Consider the following 16,325-nt stretch of genomic DNA (forward strand, 5'->3'; position numbering starts at 1 on the left):
CTCCCGTGGGTTACAAGTGCAGCTTCAACCCCTGCTCCAGCGCGTGCAAGGCCAAACCGGCCAGCCCCCCGATGATTGCGCCGTTGAAGCGGATATACTGCAGGTCCCGACCGACCGTCAGCTCTATGCGGCCGATCAGCACGTCGATGTCCCAGGACTTCACTTGGTCGGCGATAAAGCGACCGACGCCGCTCTTCTGGCTCTGCACGAAATCCGCGAGAACGCGCACCATGCCGCGGTTGATTTCGGCCCGGATGGCGGGATCGCGCGCAAGCTGGCTGCCGACATCGACCAGCATGGCTTCGAGCTGGCGGCGAACCTGGCTGTCGGCGCTGCGCGAATCCTGTTCGAGGAAGGATCGCACGCTGTCCCAGGCGCCCTCCGCCATGGCCGCGATCTCCGGCCGCGCCAGCAGGTCGCGCTTCAGGGTCTCGGCGCGCCGGGCGAAGGCAGAAGACGTCCGCAGGCGGACGATGAAACCGGTAACGAAACTGTCGAATTCCTGTCGCAGCGGATGGCTCTTGTCGGCACGCGCATCTCTGATGAAGGCGGTCGTCGAGGCCACGATCTTGCGCAGGAGGTAGGCATCGGCGCGATAGAGATTGAACAGCGCCGGCAGTTCCTGGCGGATCTTCTCGCGCATCGCCGCCAGCGTTTCCTCGTTCGCCAGCACCTTCTCCAGCGCGACCAGCAGCTCGTCGAGCAGCTTCTGGTGTCGTCCCTTTTCCGTGACCGCACTCAGCAGACCGGCAGCCAGGGGAGCGAGCTCGATGCGCTGCAGCTCGGCCATTGCGCGCTGGCCGAGGAAGCCCTTCAGGCCGGACTGGTCGACGGCGGACAGCGCCTGGGGCACGAGGCGCAGGATGAACCCGGCCAGCGACGCGCTACGCTCGCGATCGTTCAGCCAGTCGGCGACGAGAGCGGCGAAGTCGACTTCCCGCAGGCGAGCCTCCACGGGCTCGGGCGCGAGGAAGTTGGTCTCGATGAACTCGCCCAGGTTCTCGGCGATGCGATGGTGATTGCGCGGAACGATCGCCGTATGGGGGATCGGCAGGCCCAGAGGCCGGCGAAAAAGAGCCACGATGGCATACCAGTCGGCCAGCCCTCCGACCGTCGCGGCCGCCGCGAAGGCCGCGACATAGCCCCAGATCCAGTGGACCGGCTCGAAGTGGCGGGCCACGACGAACAGCACGCCCGTCGCCACGAGCAGCAACGTCGCGGCGAGCTTGACCCGCCACAACGCGCGGGCGCGCTCGGCGTCGCGGCTCAGCTGCTCGCCCACACGTCCAACACGTAGCGATTGTCGGCCGAGAGCCCTGCCATCCACGCTTCGCCAGCCGCTTCGTTCACGCCGGCCTTCGCCCGATGGATGGCGATCAGCGCCTTTCTCACGTCCGGCTCCATGCGCCCACCATCACCGCAGACATATATGATGGCGCCCTGCTCGATCAGGGCCGCAACCTTGTCGGCATTCTCGGTCAGGAGATCCTGCACGTAGGTCTTTCTTCCGTCGTGTCGCGAGAAGGCGACCCGTAGATCAACGACTCCCGCATCCGCCTGTTCCTTCAGCTCGTCCGCATAGATGAAGTCCTGCTCGGGATGGCGACAACCGAAGAACAACATCGCGGGTCCCAGCCTCCGGTTCTGCGCCTTGAGCGCCGCCCGTTCTCGCAGGAAGCCGCGGAACGGCGCCAAGCCCGTGCCAGGCCCGATCATCACGATCGGCGCGGCCGGATCGACCGGGAGACGGAAGCCCACCTTGGTTTCCTTCACGAAGGCCTGGACCGTGGAGCCAGCCGACTGACGCGCGAGATGGTTCGAGCATACGCCGTGGTAGACGCCCGCCCCGGACCGCGCCGGCCCTTCGACGACCGCAACCGTCACCGAACAGCGCGCGCCGTCGGCGACCGGGGAAGACGAAATCGAATAGTAGCGCGGCACCATCAGCGGCATCATCTCGAGGAAGGCCGCGAAGGGAAGCTCGCAGGCCGGAAACTCCTCCAGCAGGTCGAGCACCGACTTCCGCTTCGCCAGGATCTCGGCCCGAAACTTCTCCTCTTCCAGCAACGCCTCGATCCTCGGCCGGGTGAAGGGGCAGCGCGTGTGCAGGGCCATGGTCTGGATCTGCTTGCGCGTCGCCGGGAGCTGCAGCTCCACATAATCCGACAGGAGGCGATGAATCGAAATCGCCTCCCCCGTGGGCAGGGAGGCACGCCTGCCCTCGGCCGCGGTCAGCTCGACATGCGCGCCGGGAGCGAAGCCGAAGCGCCGGACCGCCCGCTCGACCAGCGCCGCACCGTTCTGGGGCACGATGCTGAGGTGATCGCCGGCGCGATAGCTCACGCCATCGGGCAGCAGAACCTCGATGTGGCGCGTGCTGCGGCCAGACATTGCAGGGTTCTGCAGTTCGCGATTGGCAAGGACCTGCATCGGCAAGGCATGGCTGCCGCCGATGATCGGGTTCACCGGCGCCCTGTCGACCGTCCGAACCTGGTAGAGCGGCTCCTGCGCGGCGCCGTCGTCGGCGTCGAGCTTGATGCCGAGCTTGTCCGCGACGGCCGGCAGCATCGGCCCGTACCAGTCCTGGAAGTTGCCATCGAGGTCTTCCTTCGCATCGCCCTCGCCGCGGGCATAAAGCCGCTCGGCTCCCCTGGCCGCCATCAACTCGTCGATCTGGCGCGGGATCGCCTGATACGTCGAGGCCCAGTCGCGGTTGCCACAGCCGAACACGGTGTAGCGCACGCCGGCGAGCGCACCGGGTGCGGCTCCCTTCAGGCTCTCCAGGAACTGGACGGCATTGTCCGGGGGCCCGCCATTGTAGGAGGCGCAGACGATGGCGACGGCGCCCTCTGTCGGCAGCTTGCCCGCCATGTCGTCTAGGCCGGCCAGGGTCGTGCCGAAGCCCGCTGCCTCGGCATCCTCGGCGATCGTGCGCGCAAGTTCCTCGGCAGTACCCATGTTGGAGCCGAACAGCACGGCGAGCTTGGTGCCGTGGCTGGCAGCCACCTTGCGGACAGCCTTCTTCGGTGCGGGCGTCGTGGTGACGGCCGCGCGACCGCTGCCGCGCACGATATCGGGCCGCAGCCGCACCTTCATCACCAGCCCCTCGGGTTTGATGGTGAGCGATTCCTTGATTTTGAGCTGGTAGCGCGTGTGATCGACCAGCCGGAAGCGCTGCAGGATCATGCCAAGCACGAGCGTCGCTTCAGTCATGGCGAACTGCCGGCCGATGCAGGCGCGCTGGCCGTTCCCGAACGGCTTGAAGGCATGGCTCGGCATTTTGGCCTCGCGCTCGGGCGCGAAATTGTCGGGGTTGAAGACTTCGGCCTGCGGTCCCCAGACCGTCTTGTCGCGATGGAGCATCGCCGTCAGCACCGTCACGAAGGTGCGCTTGCGCAGCTTGTATTTCCCGCCGATCGTCTCGTTCTGGTACGGGTACAGGCCGAAGGCCGGCGCGGTCGGCCACAGCCTGAGCGACTCCTTCAGGATCTGGCCGATATAGACGAGCTGGTTGACCTGCTGCGCCGTCGGCTTTGCATTCACGTCGCGCCCGAGTACGCGATCCACCTCCTCATAGGCCTTCTGCAGCACGTGCGGATTGTTCAGCAGGAAGTAGATGGCGAAGGACAGCATCCCGCTCGTGGTCTCGTGACCGGCAATCAGGAAGGTGTTCATCTGATAGCGGATGTTGACGTCGTCGAGCCGCTCGCCCGTCTGCTTGTCCTGCCCGCTCAGCATGAAGCCCAGCAGGTCGGGCTTGGTGGTGTCGTCCGCCGGGATCTCCCGGCGCTCGCGGATGATCCGGTCGGCGATCCCGTTCATGAAGCCGACATCTTCCTCGAGCTTCTTGCGGGTCTTGCGCTGGGTGATGTCCTCAAGCGGCAGGCCGCGCATCTTCATCACCGCCTCGAGCGCGCGCACCAGCGATTCGACATAGGGATGGTTGTCGCTGCGATAGAACGAGTTGAAGCGGTAGTTGAACCCACACAGGCCGATCGTGTCGAGCGTAAGTGCGGTCATGTCCCGCACGACGTCGATCTCCTCGTCGGCGTTCAGCCGTTCCCACTTGGTCACAAGCTGGTCAGCGATATCGAGCATGCCCTCGTGATAGGTCTGCATCATCCGGTGCGCGAAGGTCGGCAGCAGGATGTTGTGCGCCTTCTGCCAGTTGGGTTCCTGGGTCTCGGCGGTGAACAGGGCGTCGCCGCCGAGCATGCGCACCCGGCGCAGCGAGCCGCGGACCGCCTTGTCGAACCGTTTCTCGTCGCACAGCTCGGCCACCAGGTCGGCGCCTGACACGACGACGAGCGGCGTGCCCATCATGTCCAGCCAGAAGATCGGTCCCTGCTCGCGGGCAATCCGCATCAGGTCCTGGACCGGCGCCCCGCCGTCCACGGTCAGCATGTTGCCCAGCAGCGGCGTGCGCGGCGGATGGGGAATCGGGTGCAGTTTGTTTCGCGCCATGAGGCGTCGTTCCTCCCAGTATTGCGCTCCTTATAGCAAGGGACCGGGGTTTCTGTCGTATAGTCCCGGCAACTGCAGATTTCCGGAGGGACGCATGAAGGTCGGGTATATCGGTGTCGGAAACATGGGAGGCCCCATGTGCCGGAACCTCATCAAGCGCAGCAATCACTCGGTCACGGTCTTCGACCTGAACCCCGAGGCGGTGAAGACCTGCACCGATCTGGGGGCCACGGCCGGCAAGTCCATCGCGGACGTGACCCGGGGTGCCGATATCGTGATGACCTCGCTGCCCATGCCCAGGGACGTCGAGGCGGTCACCCTGGGCGCCGACGGCATCCTGGCGAATGCAGGCAAGGGCCAGACCTATATCGACCTCAGCACCAACGCCCCGTCGATGGTGAAGAAGATCGGCGCCGCCATGGCCGCCAAGGGTGTCGCCATGCTCGACGCGCCGGTGAGCGGCGGCACGGTCGGCGCCGAGGCGGCGACCATCGCCATCATGGTGGGCGGCGACAAGAAAGTGTTCGACGACGCGCTCCCTGTCCTGCAGTCCTTCAGCGCCAACGTGATCCACATGGGAGAGCTGGGCACCGGCACGGTCGCCAAGCTGGTCAACAACATGATGGCCTTCTGCAACGCCGCCGCCGCGGCCGAAGGTCTGATGCTGGGCGTCACCGCCGGCCTCGATCCGCACAAGCTGGTGCAGGTGATTTCCAGTTCGAGCGGCAATTCCTCGGCCTTCAAGTCCTTCTCGGAGCGTGCTCTCTCCGGCAAGTTCTCGCCGCCTTCCTTCGCGCTCAACCTCGCGCACAAGGACCTGCATCTCGCGATGGAACTGGCGGACGAACTGGATGTACCGCTCCCTCAGGGATCGGCCACGCACAACCTGCAGCGCATGGCCCGCCGCATGGGTCTCGGCAACAACGACAGCTCGGCGATCCTGCAGGTCTACGAGTCGGTCCTGAAGAAGACCGTGAAGCCTTAGGCCAGGTGCTTCGCGATCAGGCGAGCGACGAGGTCGGCGTGAGTGCTGGCCACGTCGTGATCGCCACCCGGCACGACCTCGAGGCGCGCATCGGGCAGGCGCGCGAGGAGGTGTTCGCCGACAGCGACAGGGCTCACCGGGTCGCTGTCGCCCCAGATCAGCAGCGTCGGCGCGGCGATTTTTTCGACCGGCAGCGGCTCCGACTGACGTGTGTCGGTGATCCAGGCGGCCGCCCGCGGAAACGATTTGCGATAGTCGGCACGCCAGTCCGAGGCGCCCAGTCCCGCCATGTCGACGCCGCCTGACGTGACACAGAGGACCAGCCGGCGCACCAGCTCCGGGTGCTCAAGCGCGATCCGCGCCGCCAGAACGCCACCCATCGACTGCGCGACCAGGTCGACCGGGCCGTCCATGCGGTCCGTCACCATTTTCTGGAGATCGTCGAGGCCACGCACCGCGGGATCGTGCGGCTGAGCGCCGAGACCCGGCCAGCCGAAATGCTCCTTCGGCCAATCCGACGGCAGGGCCGTGGCGACCGGCTTCCAGAAGTGCGGCGAGCCGCCGGCGCCCGGCAGAAACAGGATCTTGTTCCTCGCCACGGTCAGAGTCCCAGTTTGCTCATGAAGGGCGGGAGGGTCCGCCCGATCGACAGGAGGTAACGCCCCATCGCCCCGGCCACCTGCCTCACGGCCGGCCGCGCGCTCATGCGATCGCGCCAGGCGTGCAGGCGGGGGAACTCGGCGGCGATGGGCGCGCCCATCCGTTCGCCGAAGAGCTGCGCCATGTAGAAGGCGATGTCCGCATATCCATAGGCCCCCGCCAGCCACTCCCGCTCGCCGATCGTCCCTTCCATGTCGGCGTAGAAGCGGGACGCGGCATCGTGCGCGCCGGGCGCCTTCGGATCGCTCATCAGGCGGATGATGTGCGGGAAATAGACCTCGTCGGACTTGTGCTCCAGCAGACGCGCCCGTGCCCGCGCTTTCGGCTCAGACGGCCACAAAGCGGGATCGCGCTTCAGCGATTCCAGATACTCGAATATCTGCGTCGAATCGAAGAGTTCGAGATCGCCGTCGACCAGGACCGGCACCTGACGCTTGGGGTTGATGCGCACGACCTCCGGATGCTTCGGCTCGTAGAGCGTCTTCATCTCGAAGGGCACCATCTCGAGGTCGAACAGGATGCTCTTCTCGCGAAGGGCAATCTCGGCTTTGGCGCCGAACATGCTGAGAGGACCGGAATAGAGTTTCATGGCGGCCACCTTAGGGAGTCGCAGCGCTACATCAATACGAACATGCCGACGGCGGCAGCTGCCATCACTGCCAGCGTCAGCCAGCCCAATACGCGTTGCCAGGGTGCTGCGGTGAACTCGCCCATGATCTCGCGCCGCGACGCCACGATCATCATGAACCCGATGATCGGCACCACGATCACGCCGTTCAACGCCGCACTCCAGATCAGCGCCTTGATCGGGTCGATCGGCAGGAGCACGACGCCGAGCCCCACGAGGATGGCGGCCGCGATCGTGAGATAGAAGGGCCTGGCCTCGCCGAAGTCATGCTCCAGCCCAACCTTCCAGCGCCGCACCTCGCCGAGTGCATAGGCGGCTGATCCCGCCAGCACGGGCACGGCCAGCAGGCCAGTGCCGATGATTCCCAGGCTGAACAGCAGGAAGGCGGCCTCTCCCGCGATCGGCTTCAGCGCTTCGGCGGCCTGCTGCGTGCTCTCGATGTCGGTCTTGCCATTGGCATTCAGCGTCGCGGCCGTCGTCAGCATGATGAAGAAGGCCACCAGGTTCGATATGGCCATGCCGATGCCGGTTTCCCAGCCGATGCGCGTCAGCTCGCGCGGCGCTTGCTCGGGATTTTCCTTGAGCGGCCCCGCCTCGTCGTCGCCTTCCTCCTCCTCGACCTCCTGGGAACTCTGCCAGAAGAAGAGATAGGGGCTGATCGTGGTGCCCAGGACCGCCACCACCAAGGTCAGCGTCTCCTTGTCGAAGGCGAACTTCGGCACCAGCGCACCCACGCCCACCGCACGCCAGTCGAGATGAGCGGTGAAGACGACGCCGACATAGGCGAACAGTGAGAAGGTCAGATACTTCAGGAATCCGACATAGCGGCTGTAGGGAATGAACACGATCGCCAGGATCGAAGCGATGGCGAAGACGAAAGTGAAGACCACCTGTCCCCACCCGACCAGCATCGCCACCGCCGCGCCCATCGCCGCGAGGTCGGCGCCGATGTTGATCGTGTTGGCGACGAACAGCAGCAGGACCGCTCCCAGGACCACGGGGCGCGGGAAACTCCGGCACATGTTGGCGGCAAGCCCCCGGCCGGTAACCCGTCCGATGCGGGCACTGACGGACTGGACCGCCATCATCAGCGGCCAGGTGAGGACTACCGTCCAGAGAAGACCGAAACCCGCATGAGCGCCGGCCTGCGAGTAGGTGGCGATCCCGCTCGGGTCGTCGTCGGCGGCACCGGTGATGACACCGGGCCCCAGTCTCTTGATCAGTCCCTGAGCATTGGCAGTCATGGACCCCGCAAACGTCGCCAGCAGCACGCAAGTTCCTCAGGCCCCCATCTCAGTCCGAAAGAGAGCCGTAGACGTTCAGTCCTTCTGAAGTGCTGGGCCTAGCGGAAGGGGCGTGGGCCTTCGAAGTCTCCCACATAGCTCACATGGGTGATCAGTCCCGTGGGCGGCCGCCAGAGATGCAGCGCGACACCGGGCGGATCCATGGTCATCGACAGCTTGGCACCGTCGCGAAGGTCGAGCGAAGCCTGATGGGCGGTGCTCGGCGCGATCGACGCCAGGGTCCCGGCCCAACGCACCGTGATCGGCCGATGGACGTGGCCGCACAGCACGCGCTCGACATTGTCGTGCCGCCGTACGATTTCTGCCAGACGCCCAGATCCTTCCTGGAGACGGGCTGCATCGAGTGGCGCGATGCCGACGTCGAACGGAGGATGATGCATGAACAGGAGCGTCGGCCGGTCGCTTTCGGCCAGCCGCGCCGCCAGCCAGTCGAGTTGGCCGGCGGAAAGCGCGCCGTGCCCCTTGCCTTCGACGAGCGTGTCGAGCGCGATCAGCCGCAGCGGCAAATCCTCGACGACATAGTGCAGGAAACCGTCCCGCGGCAGGTAGGCATGACCGGGAAAGGCCTGCCGCAGCGCATCACGCGCATCGTGGTTGCCGGGGATCAGATAGAACGGGACGGCCAGTGCCGACAGCACGCGCTTCAGGTTCGCGTATTCTTCCGCCTTGCCGCTGTCGACGAGATCGCCCGTCACCAGCGCGATGTCCGGCCGCGGATCGAGCGCGTTCACGTGGGCAACGGCGCGCTCGAGATAGGCTTGCGTGTCGAGGCGGCCGTAGAGCAGCTCGCCCTCGCGCTTCAGGTGGGTGTCGGAGATCTGTACGATCAGCATGTCCATCCTCAGGGTGTCTGAAGTCGCTGGCTCCGTATCCAGAGCCTAGTCGCCATCCTTCAGGTGAAATGGCAGCAAGGCGAGTTCCGGCGCCACGTCCTTGATCTCATCGAAGAACACGATGAAGTGCCGCGCCACCACGCGCTGCAACTCGCCGCCGGGCTGGTCGTCGCCGTCGGCGGTCGTCATCTCCATCCCGTCCTTGGTGCGCACCCAGAGCAGCGTGTTGCGCGGCGCATCCGGCAAACCCTCGAAGCTCAGCAAGCCGAAGGCGACGGCCTGCCGCCGCCGGGCATGCTGGGCGAGCGCATTGTCCCGGGCGATATCGCACAGGGCGAAAGCCAGCCGACCTTGCGTACCATCCGGCAGGGTCACGTCATATTCGCGGGTCGCCAGCCGCCCGAGCTCGTCGTTCACGTCGAAACTCCTGCCTCTATCCTCTGAATCCGTTCACGATAGGGTAGCGCCGCTCCCGGCTGATGCTGCGGGAGGTGATCTTCACGCCCGGCGGCGCCTGGCGGCGTTTGTATTCGGCACCTTCCAGCAGCCGCCATATCCGATCGACGATCGCAGGATCGTGCCCCTCCTTTGCCAGCGCAGCGGTGTCGAGGTCGCGTTCGATCAGGCCCTTCAGGATGGCATCGAGCGTCGGGTAGGGCGGCAGCGAATCGGTATCCTGCTGGTCGGGCCGCAATTCGGCCGAGGGCGGCTTGTCGATGATGCGCGTGGGAATCACGGAGACCGGCCGGCCGAGCCCACCGATCGGGAGGTTCGCATTGCGCCAGCGGCAAAGATCGAACACCGTCGTCTTGTAGACGTCCTTCAGCACGTTGAAGCCGCCGCACATGTCGCCGTAGAGCGTGGCGTAACCGACCGCCATCTCGGACTTGTTGCCGGTCGTCACTACCATGCCGCCCAGCTTGTTCGACACCGCCATCAGGGTGACGCCGCGTGCGCGGCTCTGGATGTTCTCCTCTGTCACGTCCTCGGCACGATTGCCGAACAGCGGCGTCAGCATGCCGCGAAACGCTTCCATCGCCGGGCCGATATCGACCACGTCGTAGCGAATGCCGATCGCCCGGGCGCAAGCCTCGGCATCCTCCAGCGACTCCCGGCTGGTATAGGGCGACGGCATCATGATCGCGTGCACGCGCTCGGGCCCCAGCGCGTCGGCTGCCACAGCCGCCGTGATCGCCGAATCGACGCCTCCCGAGAGGCCGATCACCACCGAGGGAAAACCGGTCTTGTTCACATAGTCGCGCAGACCCAGTACCATCGCGTGGTAGATCGATTCGAGACCGTCCAACTCGCGGGCGACCGGCCCGGGCTGGCAGTCCCAGCCGTCCGCGGTGCGGCGGAACTCGACCGTGGCGACCTCCTCCGCGAACGATGCGAGCTTGGCCTTGAGCGACCGGTCGGCGCCGAGGACGAACGAGGCGCCGTCGTAGACGACCTCGTCCTGCCCGCCCACCTGGTTCAGGTAGACGAAGGGCAGGCCGCTTTCGACGACGCGCTTGACGCCGAGCTGCACGCGAATGTTGGTCTTGCCGGCCTCGTAGGGAGAGCCGTTGGGCACCAGCAGGATCTCGCCGCCGGTCTCGGCGATGCACTCGACGACGTCGGGCGTCCACACATCCTCGCAGATCGGCACGCCGATGCGCACGCCGCGGAAGACGAGAGGCCCCGGCATCGGTCCGGGCGAGAAGACGCGCTTGTCGTCGAAGACGCCGTAGTTCGGCAGATCGACCTTGTAGCGCTTGCCAACGATCTCGCCTTTGTCGAGGGCGACGACGGCATTGTAGAGCCTGCCCTCCTCCCGCCACGGCGTGGTGACGAACAGCGCCGGGCCGCCGTCGCGCGTATCGGCACGCAGCGCCTCGACGGCATCGTGGCAGGCCTGCTGAAAGGCAGGCTTGAGGACGAGGTCCTCGGGGAAGTAGCCCGCGAGCACCATCTCGGAGAAGAGCACCAGGTCGGCGCCCTGACGGGCCGCTTCGGCGCGTGCAGCGCGGACCTTCGCGAGATTGCCGGCGACATCGCCGACCTTGGGATTGAGCTGCGCCAACCCGACTTTCAGTGTGTCCGTCATGTCGCGGCCAGTGTGCCGCGATTTCCACGGGCATTCATCCGCATTTCTCCTGCACGCTCCATATACGGGGAGTATGCCTTGGCAATCCGCCGCGTATTTGACGGAAGCACACGCGGGCGGCCAGCATCGCGCCATGAAGATCACGATCCTGGACGACTACTTCGACACGCTGCGCACCCTGCCCTGCTTCGCCAAGCTCGCAGGCCACGACGTCACGGTGTGGAACGATCATGAGCAGGACGTTGATCGCCTGGCCAAGCGGCTCGCCGACACCGAGGTGCTGGTCCTGTTCCGCGAGCGCACCCAGATCCGCGCGCCGCTGCTGGAGCGTTTGCCGAAGCTCAAACTGATCAGCCAGCGCAGCGTCTACCCTCACATCGACATCGATGCCTGCACGCGGCTCGGCATCGTCGTCTCCTCGAGTCAGCATGCCGGAACCCCGTCCTATGCGGCCGCGGAACTCACCTGGGCACTGGCGCTGGCCGCGTCGCGCCTGCTGCCGCAACAGATCGAAGCGCTGAAGAGCGGCCGCTGGCAGATGGGTGTCGGCTCGACATTGCGCGGCAAGACGCTGGGCATCTACGGCTACGGCCGCATCGGTGCGACGGTGGCGGGCTACGGTCGCGCCTTCGGCATGCGCGTCCTCGTCTGGTCGCGCGAGAAGACGCGCGAGGATGCGCGGCGGGACGGCTACGAGGTGGCGCCCGACAAGCAGACCTTCTTCCGGGAATGCGACGTGCTCTCGCTGCACATGCGGCTGGTGGATGCGACCCGCGGTATCGTCACCCGCACCGATCTCGCCGAGATGAAGCCGACGGCGATCCTGGTGAACACCAGCCGCGCACCGCTGATCGAACCCGGGGCGCTGGTCGCCGCCCTGCAGGCCGGGCGCCCCGGCATGGCGGCAGTCGACGTGTTCGAGAAGGAGCCGCTGCTCGATACCGCCGATCCGCTGCTCAACATGCCCAACGTCATCGCCACGCCGCACATCGGCTATGTGTCGCGCGACGAGTACGAGGTGCAGTTCAGCGACATTTTCGACCAGATCGTCGACTACGTCGCGGGCACCCCGAGCCATGTCGTCAATCCGGCGGTCTTGGCCGCCCGGCGCCGCTGATCAGCTTTCGGCGCGCTCGCGCAACGCGGCGCCGAACGCCTGGAAGAGCTTGCGGTTGATCGGGTTGGTCTGGGGATCGTATTCGGCGTGCCACTGGACGCCCACGGCGAAGCCGGGCGCGTCGGCAATGCAGATCGCCTCGATCGTGCCGTCCTCCGCCACGCCTTCGATGGCAACGCGCTTGCCGGGATCGAGAATCCCCTGCCCGTGCAGCGAGTTCACCCGGATGCAGTCGCATCCCAGCAGCGTGGCGAAGTAGCCCTCCGGTACCAGCCTCACCTCGTGGCGGTCAGCGAACACCACCGTGGGATCGGGATGCACTTCGCCATTCTCGAGCCGCGGCATGCGATGATTCATGCGGCCCGGAATCTCCCGGATCTCCGGATGCAGGGAACCGCCGAACGCCACGTTCATTTCCTGGAAGCCGCGGCAGATGCCGAAGATCGGCACGCCGCGCTCGACGCAGGCCTCGATCAGCCCGAGCGCCATGGCGTCCCGATCCTGGTCGTACGGCTCGTGGGCGGGATGCGGCTCCAGCCCAAAGCGCGTCGGGTGGACGTTGGCGCGCGCGCCGGTGAGGAGAATGCCGTCGACAGCGCCCAGCAGCGCCTCGATGTCGGTGATGTCCGGCGTGCCGGCGAACATCAGCGGCAGCGCGCCGGCGACTTCGGCGACCGCCCGCATGTTTCGCTGCCCGACGAGTTGGACGTTGTGCCGGTCGTTCACGACACCGGAATTGCCGATCACCCCGACCACGGGCTTCTTCTTGGTGCTGGAAATCAACGCTCGCCTGCTTTGACCATTCGCTGCCGATAATGGCACCAGCCCCGGCACGGAGCGAGTCCGCTGTCACCGGTTTGGATTGACAGCAGCGCCCACCGGTGCGTGAATCGGGCATCGCATGCAGCAGGGAGGTTTAGATGCTTCCACCCAAGCAACGTGCCGCAAGGATTGCCGGGGCAATCGTTCGGGCTACGGCATAGCGGCACCCACGAACGGCACGGCGGGAGCGGCCCCAGCGGGTCGCATCAGTTGGGCGAGACCCCAACCAGGCCGCTCCCGGCGTTCGCTTCGAGACCCAACCTTCTTCACCGCGCCTCTGCAGCAACCAGGTTTACTGGAACGGCGGTACGTCACGCCGCACGTCGCCGCTGCCCCGACTGAAGTGCAGCGTCAGGCGTCCGGCGACATCCTTCGTGCGGGTCGACGCTTCGAGGGGAAGCTCCGTCTTCAGCCCGCGCGCGCCAAGCTCTTCCACCAGCTCGCGCAGGCGGTCGCCCGGGATCTCAAACTGGAGGACCGCCATCGCATCGGAGAGCAGCGAATGGCCGGAGACCCAGCCACCCGCCCCGGTGATAGCCTCCGATGCCGCGTTCACGCTCGCATGAAAGGCGTCGCGGGAAACGGCCTCGAGGTGAAGCAACCCCCGCTCCATTCGGTCTAGGGCTTGGCCGCCACCACTTCGACCTCGACCAGCATCGAGGGATCGGCCAACCCCGCGACGACCAGCAAAGTGGACGCCGGATAGGGCTCCTGGCCGACGTACTTGCCGCGCACCTCGCGGAATGCCGGGATGAAGCGGCTGTCGGTCAGGAAGACGGTGAGCTTGACGATGTCGCGGAAATCCATGCCCGCGGCTTGCAGCACCTCGCCGATGTTCTTCCAGACCTGGTCGCTCTGGGCCTCGATCCCGTCCTGCAGCTTGCCCGCAGAATCCACGCCGACCTGCCCCGAGACGTGGAGCACGCGCGCCCCGCGCGGCACCTCGACGCCGAGGCTGTACTTGCCGGCCACGGAGACGGACTTGGGATTGTGGAACTTGATGGTCATGCCGGGCTCTCCATTGTAAGGGAGGCGCACGGTTTCAGGTCCGAGAGCATGGCGTCAAGCATCAAGCCCGTACACGTCGTCGGTGGCGGCCTCGCAGGCAGCGAGGCCGCGTGGCAGCTCGTCCAGGCGGGCGTGCCGGTGGTGCTGCACGAGATGCGGCCGGTGCGGGGGACCGAGGCACACCTCACAGACAGCCTCGCGGAGCTGGTCTGCTCCAATTCCTTCCGCTCGGACGATGCCGCCAACAACGCCGTCGGCGTGATCCACGAGGAGATGCGTCGCGCCGGCTCGCTGATCATGCGCTCCGCCGACGCGCACAAACTGCCGGCGGGTGGCGCGCTCGCGGTCGACCGGCACGGCTTCTCGGCCGCCGTGCAGGAGGCTCTTCTGGCGCACCCGCTCGTCACGCTCGAGCGCGAAGAGGTGGCGGGCCTGCCGCCCGAGGAGTGGGACAGCGTGATCGTGGCGACCGGTCCCCTCACCTCACCGGCGCTCGCCGACGCCATCGCCCAACTGACTGGCGAAGACTCGCTGGCCTTCTTCGACGCCATCGCGCCGATCGTGCACTACGAGAGCATCGACCAGTCGATCGCCTGGAAGCAGTCGCGCTACGACAAGGGCGGCCCCGGCGGTGACGGTGCGGATTACTTCAATTGCCCGATGGACAAGCCGCAATACGAGGCTTTTGTCGCGGCGCTGCTGGCCGGTGAGAAGACCGAGTTCAAGCAGTGGGAGCACAACACGCCCTACTTCCAGGGCTGCCAGCCGATCGAGGTCATCGCCTCGACCGGCCCGCAGAGCCTGCGCTTCGGCCCGATGAAGCCGGTCGGCCTGCGCGATCCGCGCACCGGCCATCGCCCCTGGGCCGTGGTGCAACTCCGCCAGGACAATGCGCTGGGCACGCTGTGGAACATCGTGGGCTTCCAGACCAAGCTGAAGCACGGCGAGCAGACCCGCATCTTCCGCACAATCCCCGGCCTGCAGAACGCTGAGTTCGCGCGGCTGGGAGGCCTGCACCGCAACACCTTCCTCAACAGCCCGCGCCTGCTGGACGGCACGCTGCGCCTGAAGGCCATGCCGCGACTGCGCTTCGCCGGCCAGATCACCGGCTGCGAAGGCTATGTCGAGAGCGCCGCCGTCGGCCTGATGACCGGGCGGTTTGCGGCGGCGGAGCGACTGGGCCGGGTGCAGGCGCCGCCGCCGCCGACCACGGCGATGGGCGCGTTGCTCGGACACATCACCGGCGGCGCCGACGCCACGACCTTCCAGCCAATGAACATCAACTTCGGCCTGTTCCCGCCCATCGCTGGCAGCTTCAAGGGCAAGGAGCGCAAGCAGGCGATGGCGGTGCGGGCGTTGCGCGACTTCGACGAGTGGCTGAAGCCGACACCTCTCGCAGCGGAGTGAAACGGGGACAATCATGCGCCTGATGCAGCCGGAGCCCGCCGCCGCTCTTCTCGGGCTGCGCGCCATGAAGACGGTGGCCTCGGCATCGGGCGCCCCGGGAAAGGCACAACTCGCGCTGATGGAAGCGGCGCGGCGGGTGATTCTTCACATCGATGCCGACATCACTACGCTGTCGCCGATCACGCCAGCCGAACTGGCCGCAGGCTTCCCGTCGGTCGACCTCCGCCACCAGTTCGTCCATGGGCTGATGGTGCTGGCCTTGGCGGACGGAGTGCCCTCGCGCGAAACCGTCAGCAGGGTCGAGGCCTTTGCGGAAGCGTTGGGCATCGCCACGCCGGAACTCGCCAACCAGCGGCGACTCGCCGAGCATCACACGACGCTTTTCAAGCTCGACCTGCTGCGGCGCAGCCAGGTCGGCGACATTCTAAGGAATCAGCTCGACCAGCACGGCGTCCTGGCGCTGGCCAAGAGCGTGCTGGGCATGCGCGGTCTCATGGAAGACAACGAGCTGGCCGCGCGCTACCGCGCCTGGGAGAGGCTGCCGGCCGGCACGGTCGGCCGGTCGATGTGGGAGTATTTCCAGTCCAACAAGTTCGGCATGCCGGGCGAGCGGTTCGGCTTCCCCGAGGCGGGCCTCTATCACGATTTCTGCCATGTGCTGGGCGGCTACGGCACCGATCCGGCGGGCGAACTGCAGGTCGCGTCGTTCACCGCCGGTTTCAAGCAGACCCGTCCCTTCTACCTGATCCTGTTCGCCGTGCTGATCTTCAGTGCCGGTTTCAATGCCCGGCCGACCGCCGAGGGCTACACGACCGTCGGCGTGCTCGGTGAACCGGGTGCCGCCGAGCGGATGTTCGCGGCGATCGAGCGCGGCGCCCTCGTGAACACCGATCTCTCCGACAAATGGGACTATTGGCCCTATGTCGAAATGCCGATCGACGAAGCCCGGCACCGGCTCAATATCGTTCACGCGGCCTGAACGGCGGAAACATTCCGTAACGTCCCGCA

The 16,325-nt window shown here is 66.4% G+C and carries 15 protein-coding genes; 4 read left to right on the forward strand and 11 right to left on the reverse strand.

Annotated elements, in window-relative coordinates:
- Positions 1-10 precede the first annotated feature (10 nt).
- Together LJ725_RS05295 and LJ725_RS05300 are read right to left on the reverse strand one after the other, a co-directional pair.
- Positions 11-1,282, reverse strand: a complete 1,272-nt coding sequence (locus LJ725_RS05295; protein ID WP_230549563.1) for a DUF445 domain-containing protein — start codon at positions 1,280-1,282, stop codon at positions 11-13.
- On the reverse strand, positions 1,267-4,464 hold the full coding sequence (locus tag LJ725_RS05300) for a bifunctional cytochrome P450/NADPH--P450 reductase (RefSeq protein ID WP_230549564.1): 3,198 nt from the start codon (positions 4,462-4,464) through the stop codon (positions 1,267-1,269). The genes LJ725_RS05295 and LJ725_RS05300 overlap by 16 nt, the downstream gene beginning before the upstream one ends.
- Before the next feature lie 94 nt (positions 4,465-4,558).
- On the opposite strand from LJ725_RS05300, the gene LJ725_RS05305 reads away from it, so the two are divergent.
- Positions 4,559-5,449, forward strand: coding sequence for an NAD(P)-dependent oxidoreductase (locus LJ725_RS05305; RefSeq protein WP_268990389.1), 891 nt, complete (start codon positions 4,559-4,561; stop codon positions 5,447-5,449).
- Here LJ725_RS05305 and LJ725_RS05310 read toward each other — a convergent pair.
- The 6 genes from LJ725_RS05310 to LJ725_RS05335 all read right to left on the reverse strand — a co-directional run bounded on the left by LJ725_RS05310 (position 5,446) and on the right by LJ725_RS05335 (position 10,963).
- Positions 5,446-6,048 carry an alpha/beta fold hydrolase gene (locus LJ725_RS05310; RefSeq protein ID WP_230549566.1) on the reverse strand — a complete coding sequence of 201 codons (603 nt, stop codon included), beginning with the start codon at positions 6,046-6,048 and terminating at the stop codon, positions 5,446-5,448. The two genes, LJ725_RS05305 and LJ725_RS05310, sit on opposite strands and share 4 nt — an antisense overlap.
- A 2-nt stretch (positions 6,049-6,050) precedes the next feature.
- The gene (locus tag LJ725_RS05315; protein WP_230549567.1) at positions 6,051-6,698 is read right to left on the reverse strand and encodes a glutathione S-transferase family protein; all 648 of its coding nucleotides are present in this window, start codon (positions 6,696-6,698) and stop codon (positions 6,051-6,053) included.
- A gap of 26 nt (positions 6,699-6,724) precedes the next feature.
- Positions 6,725-7,981, reverse strand: a complete 1,257-nt coding sequence (locus tag LJ725_RS05320) for an Nramp family divalent metal transporter (RefSeq protein WP_230549568.1) — start codon at positions 7,979-7,981, stop codon at positions 6,725-6,727.
- A 98-nt stretch (positions 7,982-8,079) separates the two neighbouring features.
- Complete coding sequence (locus LJ725_RS05325; protein WP_230549569.1) at positions 8,080-8,874, reverse strand: phosphodiesterase; 795 nt, start codon at positions 8,872-8,874, stop codon at positions 8,080-8,082.
- Positions 8,875-8,919: 45 nt separating this feature from the next.
- A complete protein-coding gene (locus LJ725_RS05330) occupies positions 8,920-9,291 on the reverse strand; it encodes a hypothetical protein (protein ID WP_230549570.1) in 372 nt (123 codons plus the stop codon).
- Between the two features lie 16 nt (positions 9,292-9,307).
- Positions 9,308-10,963: an NAD+ synthase gene (locus tag LJ725_RS05335; RefSeq protein ID WP_230549571.1), complete on the reverse strand. Its 1,656-nt coding sequence runs from the start codon at positions 10,961-10,963 to the stop codon at positions 9,308-9,310.
- A 133-nt stretch (positions 10,964-11,096) separates the two neighbouring features.
- Between LJ725_RS05335 and LJ725_RS05340 the strand changes: the two genes are divergently transcribed.
- Positions 11,097-12,080 (forward strand): D-2-hydroxyacid dehydrogenase family protein, encoded by a 984-nt coding sequence (locus tag LJ725_RS05340; RefSeq protein ID WP_230549572.1) that lies wholly within the window; start codon positions 11,097-11,099, stop codon positions 12,078-12,080.
- Here LJ725_RS05340 and LJ725_RS05345 read toward each other — a convergent pair whose 3' ends face one another.
- The 3 genes from LJ725_RS05345 to LJ725_RS05355 all read right to left on the reverse strand — a co-directional run bounded on the left by LJ725_RS05345 (position 12,081) and on the right by LJ725_RS05355 (position 13,910).
- Positions 12,081-12,860 carry a gamma-glutamyl-gamma-aminobutyrate hydrolase family protein gene (locus tag LJ725_RS05345; protein WP_230549705.1) on the reverse strand — a complete coding sequence of 260 codons (780 nt, stop codon included), beginning with the start codon at positions 12,858-12,860 and terminating at the stop codon, positions 12,081-12,083.
- 334 nt (positions 12,861-13,194) lie between these two features.
- Positions 13,195-13,503 carry a hypothetical protein gene (locus tag LJ725_RS05350; protein WP_230549573.1) on the reverse strand — a complete coding sequence of 103 codons (309 nt, stop codon included), beginning with the start codon at positions 13,501-13,503 and terminating at the stop codon, positions 13,195-13,197.
- A 17-nt stretch (positions 13,504-13,520) separates the two neighbouring features.
- Positions 13,521-13,910 (reverse strand): RidA family protein, encoded by a 390-nt coding sequence (locus LJ725_RS05355; RefSeq protein WP_230549574.1) that lies wholly within the window; start codon positions 13,908-13,910, stop codon positions 13,521-13,523.
- 48 nt (positions 13,911-13,958) lie between these two features.
- Between LJ725_RS05355 and trmFO the strand changes: the two genes are divergently transcribed.
- Both trmFO and LJ725_RS05365 read left to right on the forward strand, forming a co-directional pair.
- On the forward strand, positions 13,959-15,317 hold the full coding sequence (gene trmFO / locus LJ725_RS05360) for a methylenetetrahydrofolate--tRNA-(uracil(54)-C(5))-methyltransferase (FADH(2)-oxidizing) TrmFO (protein ID WP_230549575.1): 1,359 nt from the start codon (positions 13,959-13,961) through the stop codon (positions 15,315-15,317).
- A 13-nt stretch (positions 15,318-15,330) separates the two neighbouring features.
- On the forward strand, positions 15,331-16,296 hold the full coding sequence (locus LJ725_RS05365; RefSeq protein WP_230549576.1) for a hypothetical protein: 966 nt from the start codon (positions 15,331-15,333) through the stop codon (positions 16,294-16,296).
- Positions 16,297-16,325: the final 29 nt, after the last annotated feature.

Source organism: Reyranella aquatilis (assembly GCF_020880995.1).
Classification (GTDB): Bacteria; Pseudomonadota; Alphaproteobacteria; order Reyranellales; family Reyranellaceae; genus Reyranella; species Reyranella aquatilis.

Bases quoted from the DNA above. Each gene is read 5' to 3' on its own strand.
- LJ725_RS05300 (WP_230549564.1), bottom strand. From the start codon at position 4,464: ATGGCGCGAAACAAACTGCACCCGATTCCCCATCCGCCGCGCACGCCG.
- LJ725_RS05305 (WP_268990389.1), top strand. From the start codon at position 4,559: ATGAAGGTCGGGTATATCGGTGTCGGAAACATGGGAGGCCCCATGTGC.
- LJ725_RS05315 (WP_230549567.1), bottom strand. From the start codon at position 6,698: ATGAAACTCTATTCCGGTCCTCTCAGCATGTTCGGCGCCAAAGCCGAG.
- LJ725_RS05320 (WP_230549568.1), bottom strand. From the start codon at position 7,981: ATGACTGCCAATGCTCAGGGACTGATCAAGAGACTGGGGCCCGGTGTC.
- LJ725_RS05325 (WP_230549569.1), bottom strand. From the start codon at position 8,874: ATGCTGATCGTACAGATCTCCGACACCCACCTGAAGCGCGAGGGCGAG.
- LJ725_RS05335 (WP_230549571.1), bottom strand. From the start codon at position 10,963: ATGACGGACACACTGAAAGTCGGGTTGGCGCAGCTCAATCCCAAGGTC.
- LJ725_RS05340 (WP_230549572.1), top strand. From the start codon at position 11,097: ATGAAGATCACGATCCTGGACGACTACTTCGACACGCTGCGCACCCTG.
- LJ725_RS05355 (WP_230549574.1), bottom strand. From the start codon at position 13,910: ATGACCATCAAGTTCCACAATCCCAAGTCCGTCTCCGTGGCCGGCAAG.
- trmFO (WP_230549575.1), top strand. From the start codon at position 13,959: ATGGCGTCAAGCATCAAGCCCGTACACGTCGTCGGTGGCGGCCTCGCA.
- LJ725_RS05365 (WP_230549576.1), top strand. From the start codon at position 15,331: ATGCGCCTGATGCAGCCGGAGCCCGCCGCCGCTCTTCTCGGGCTGCGC.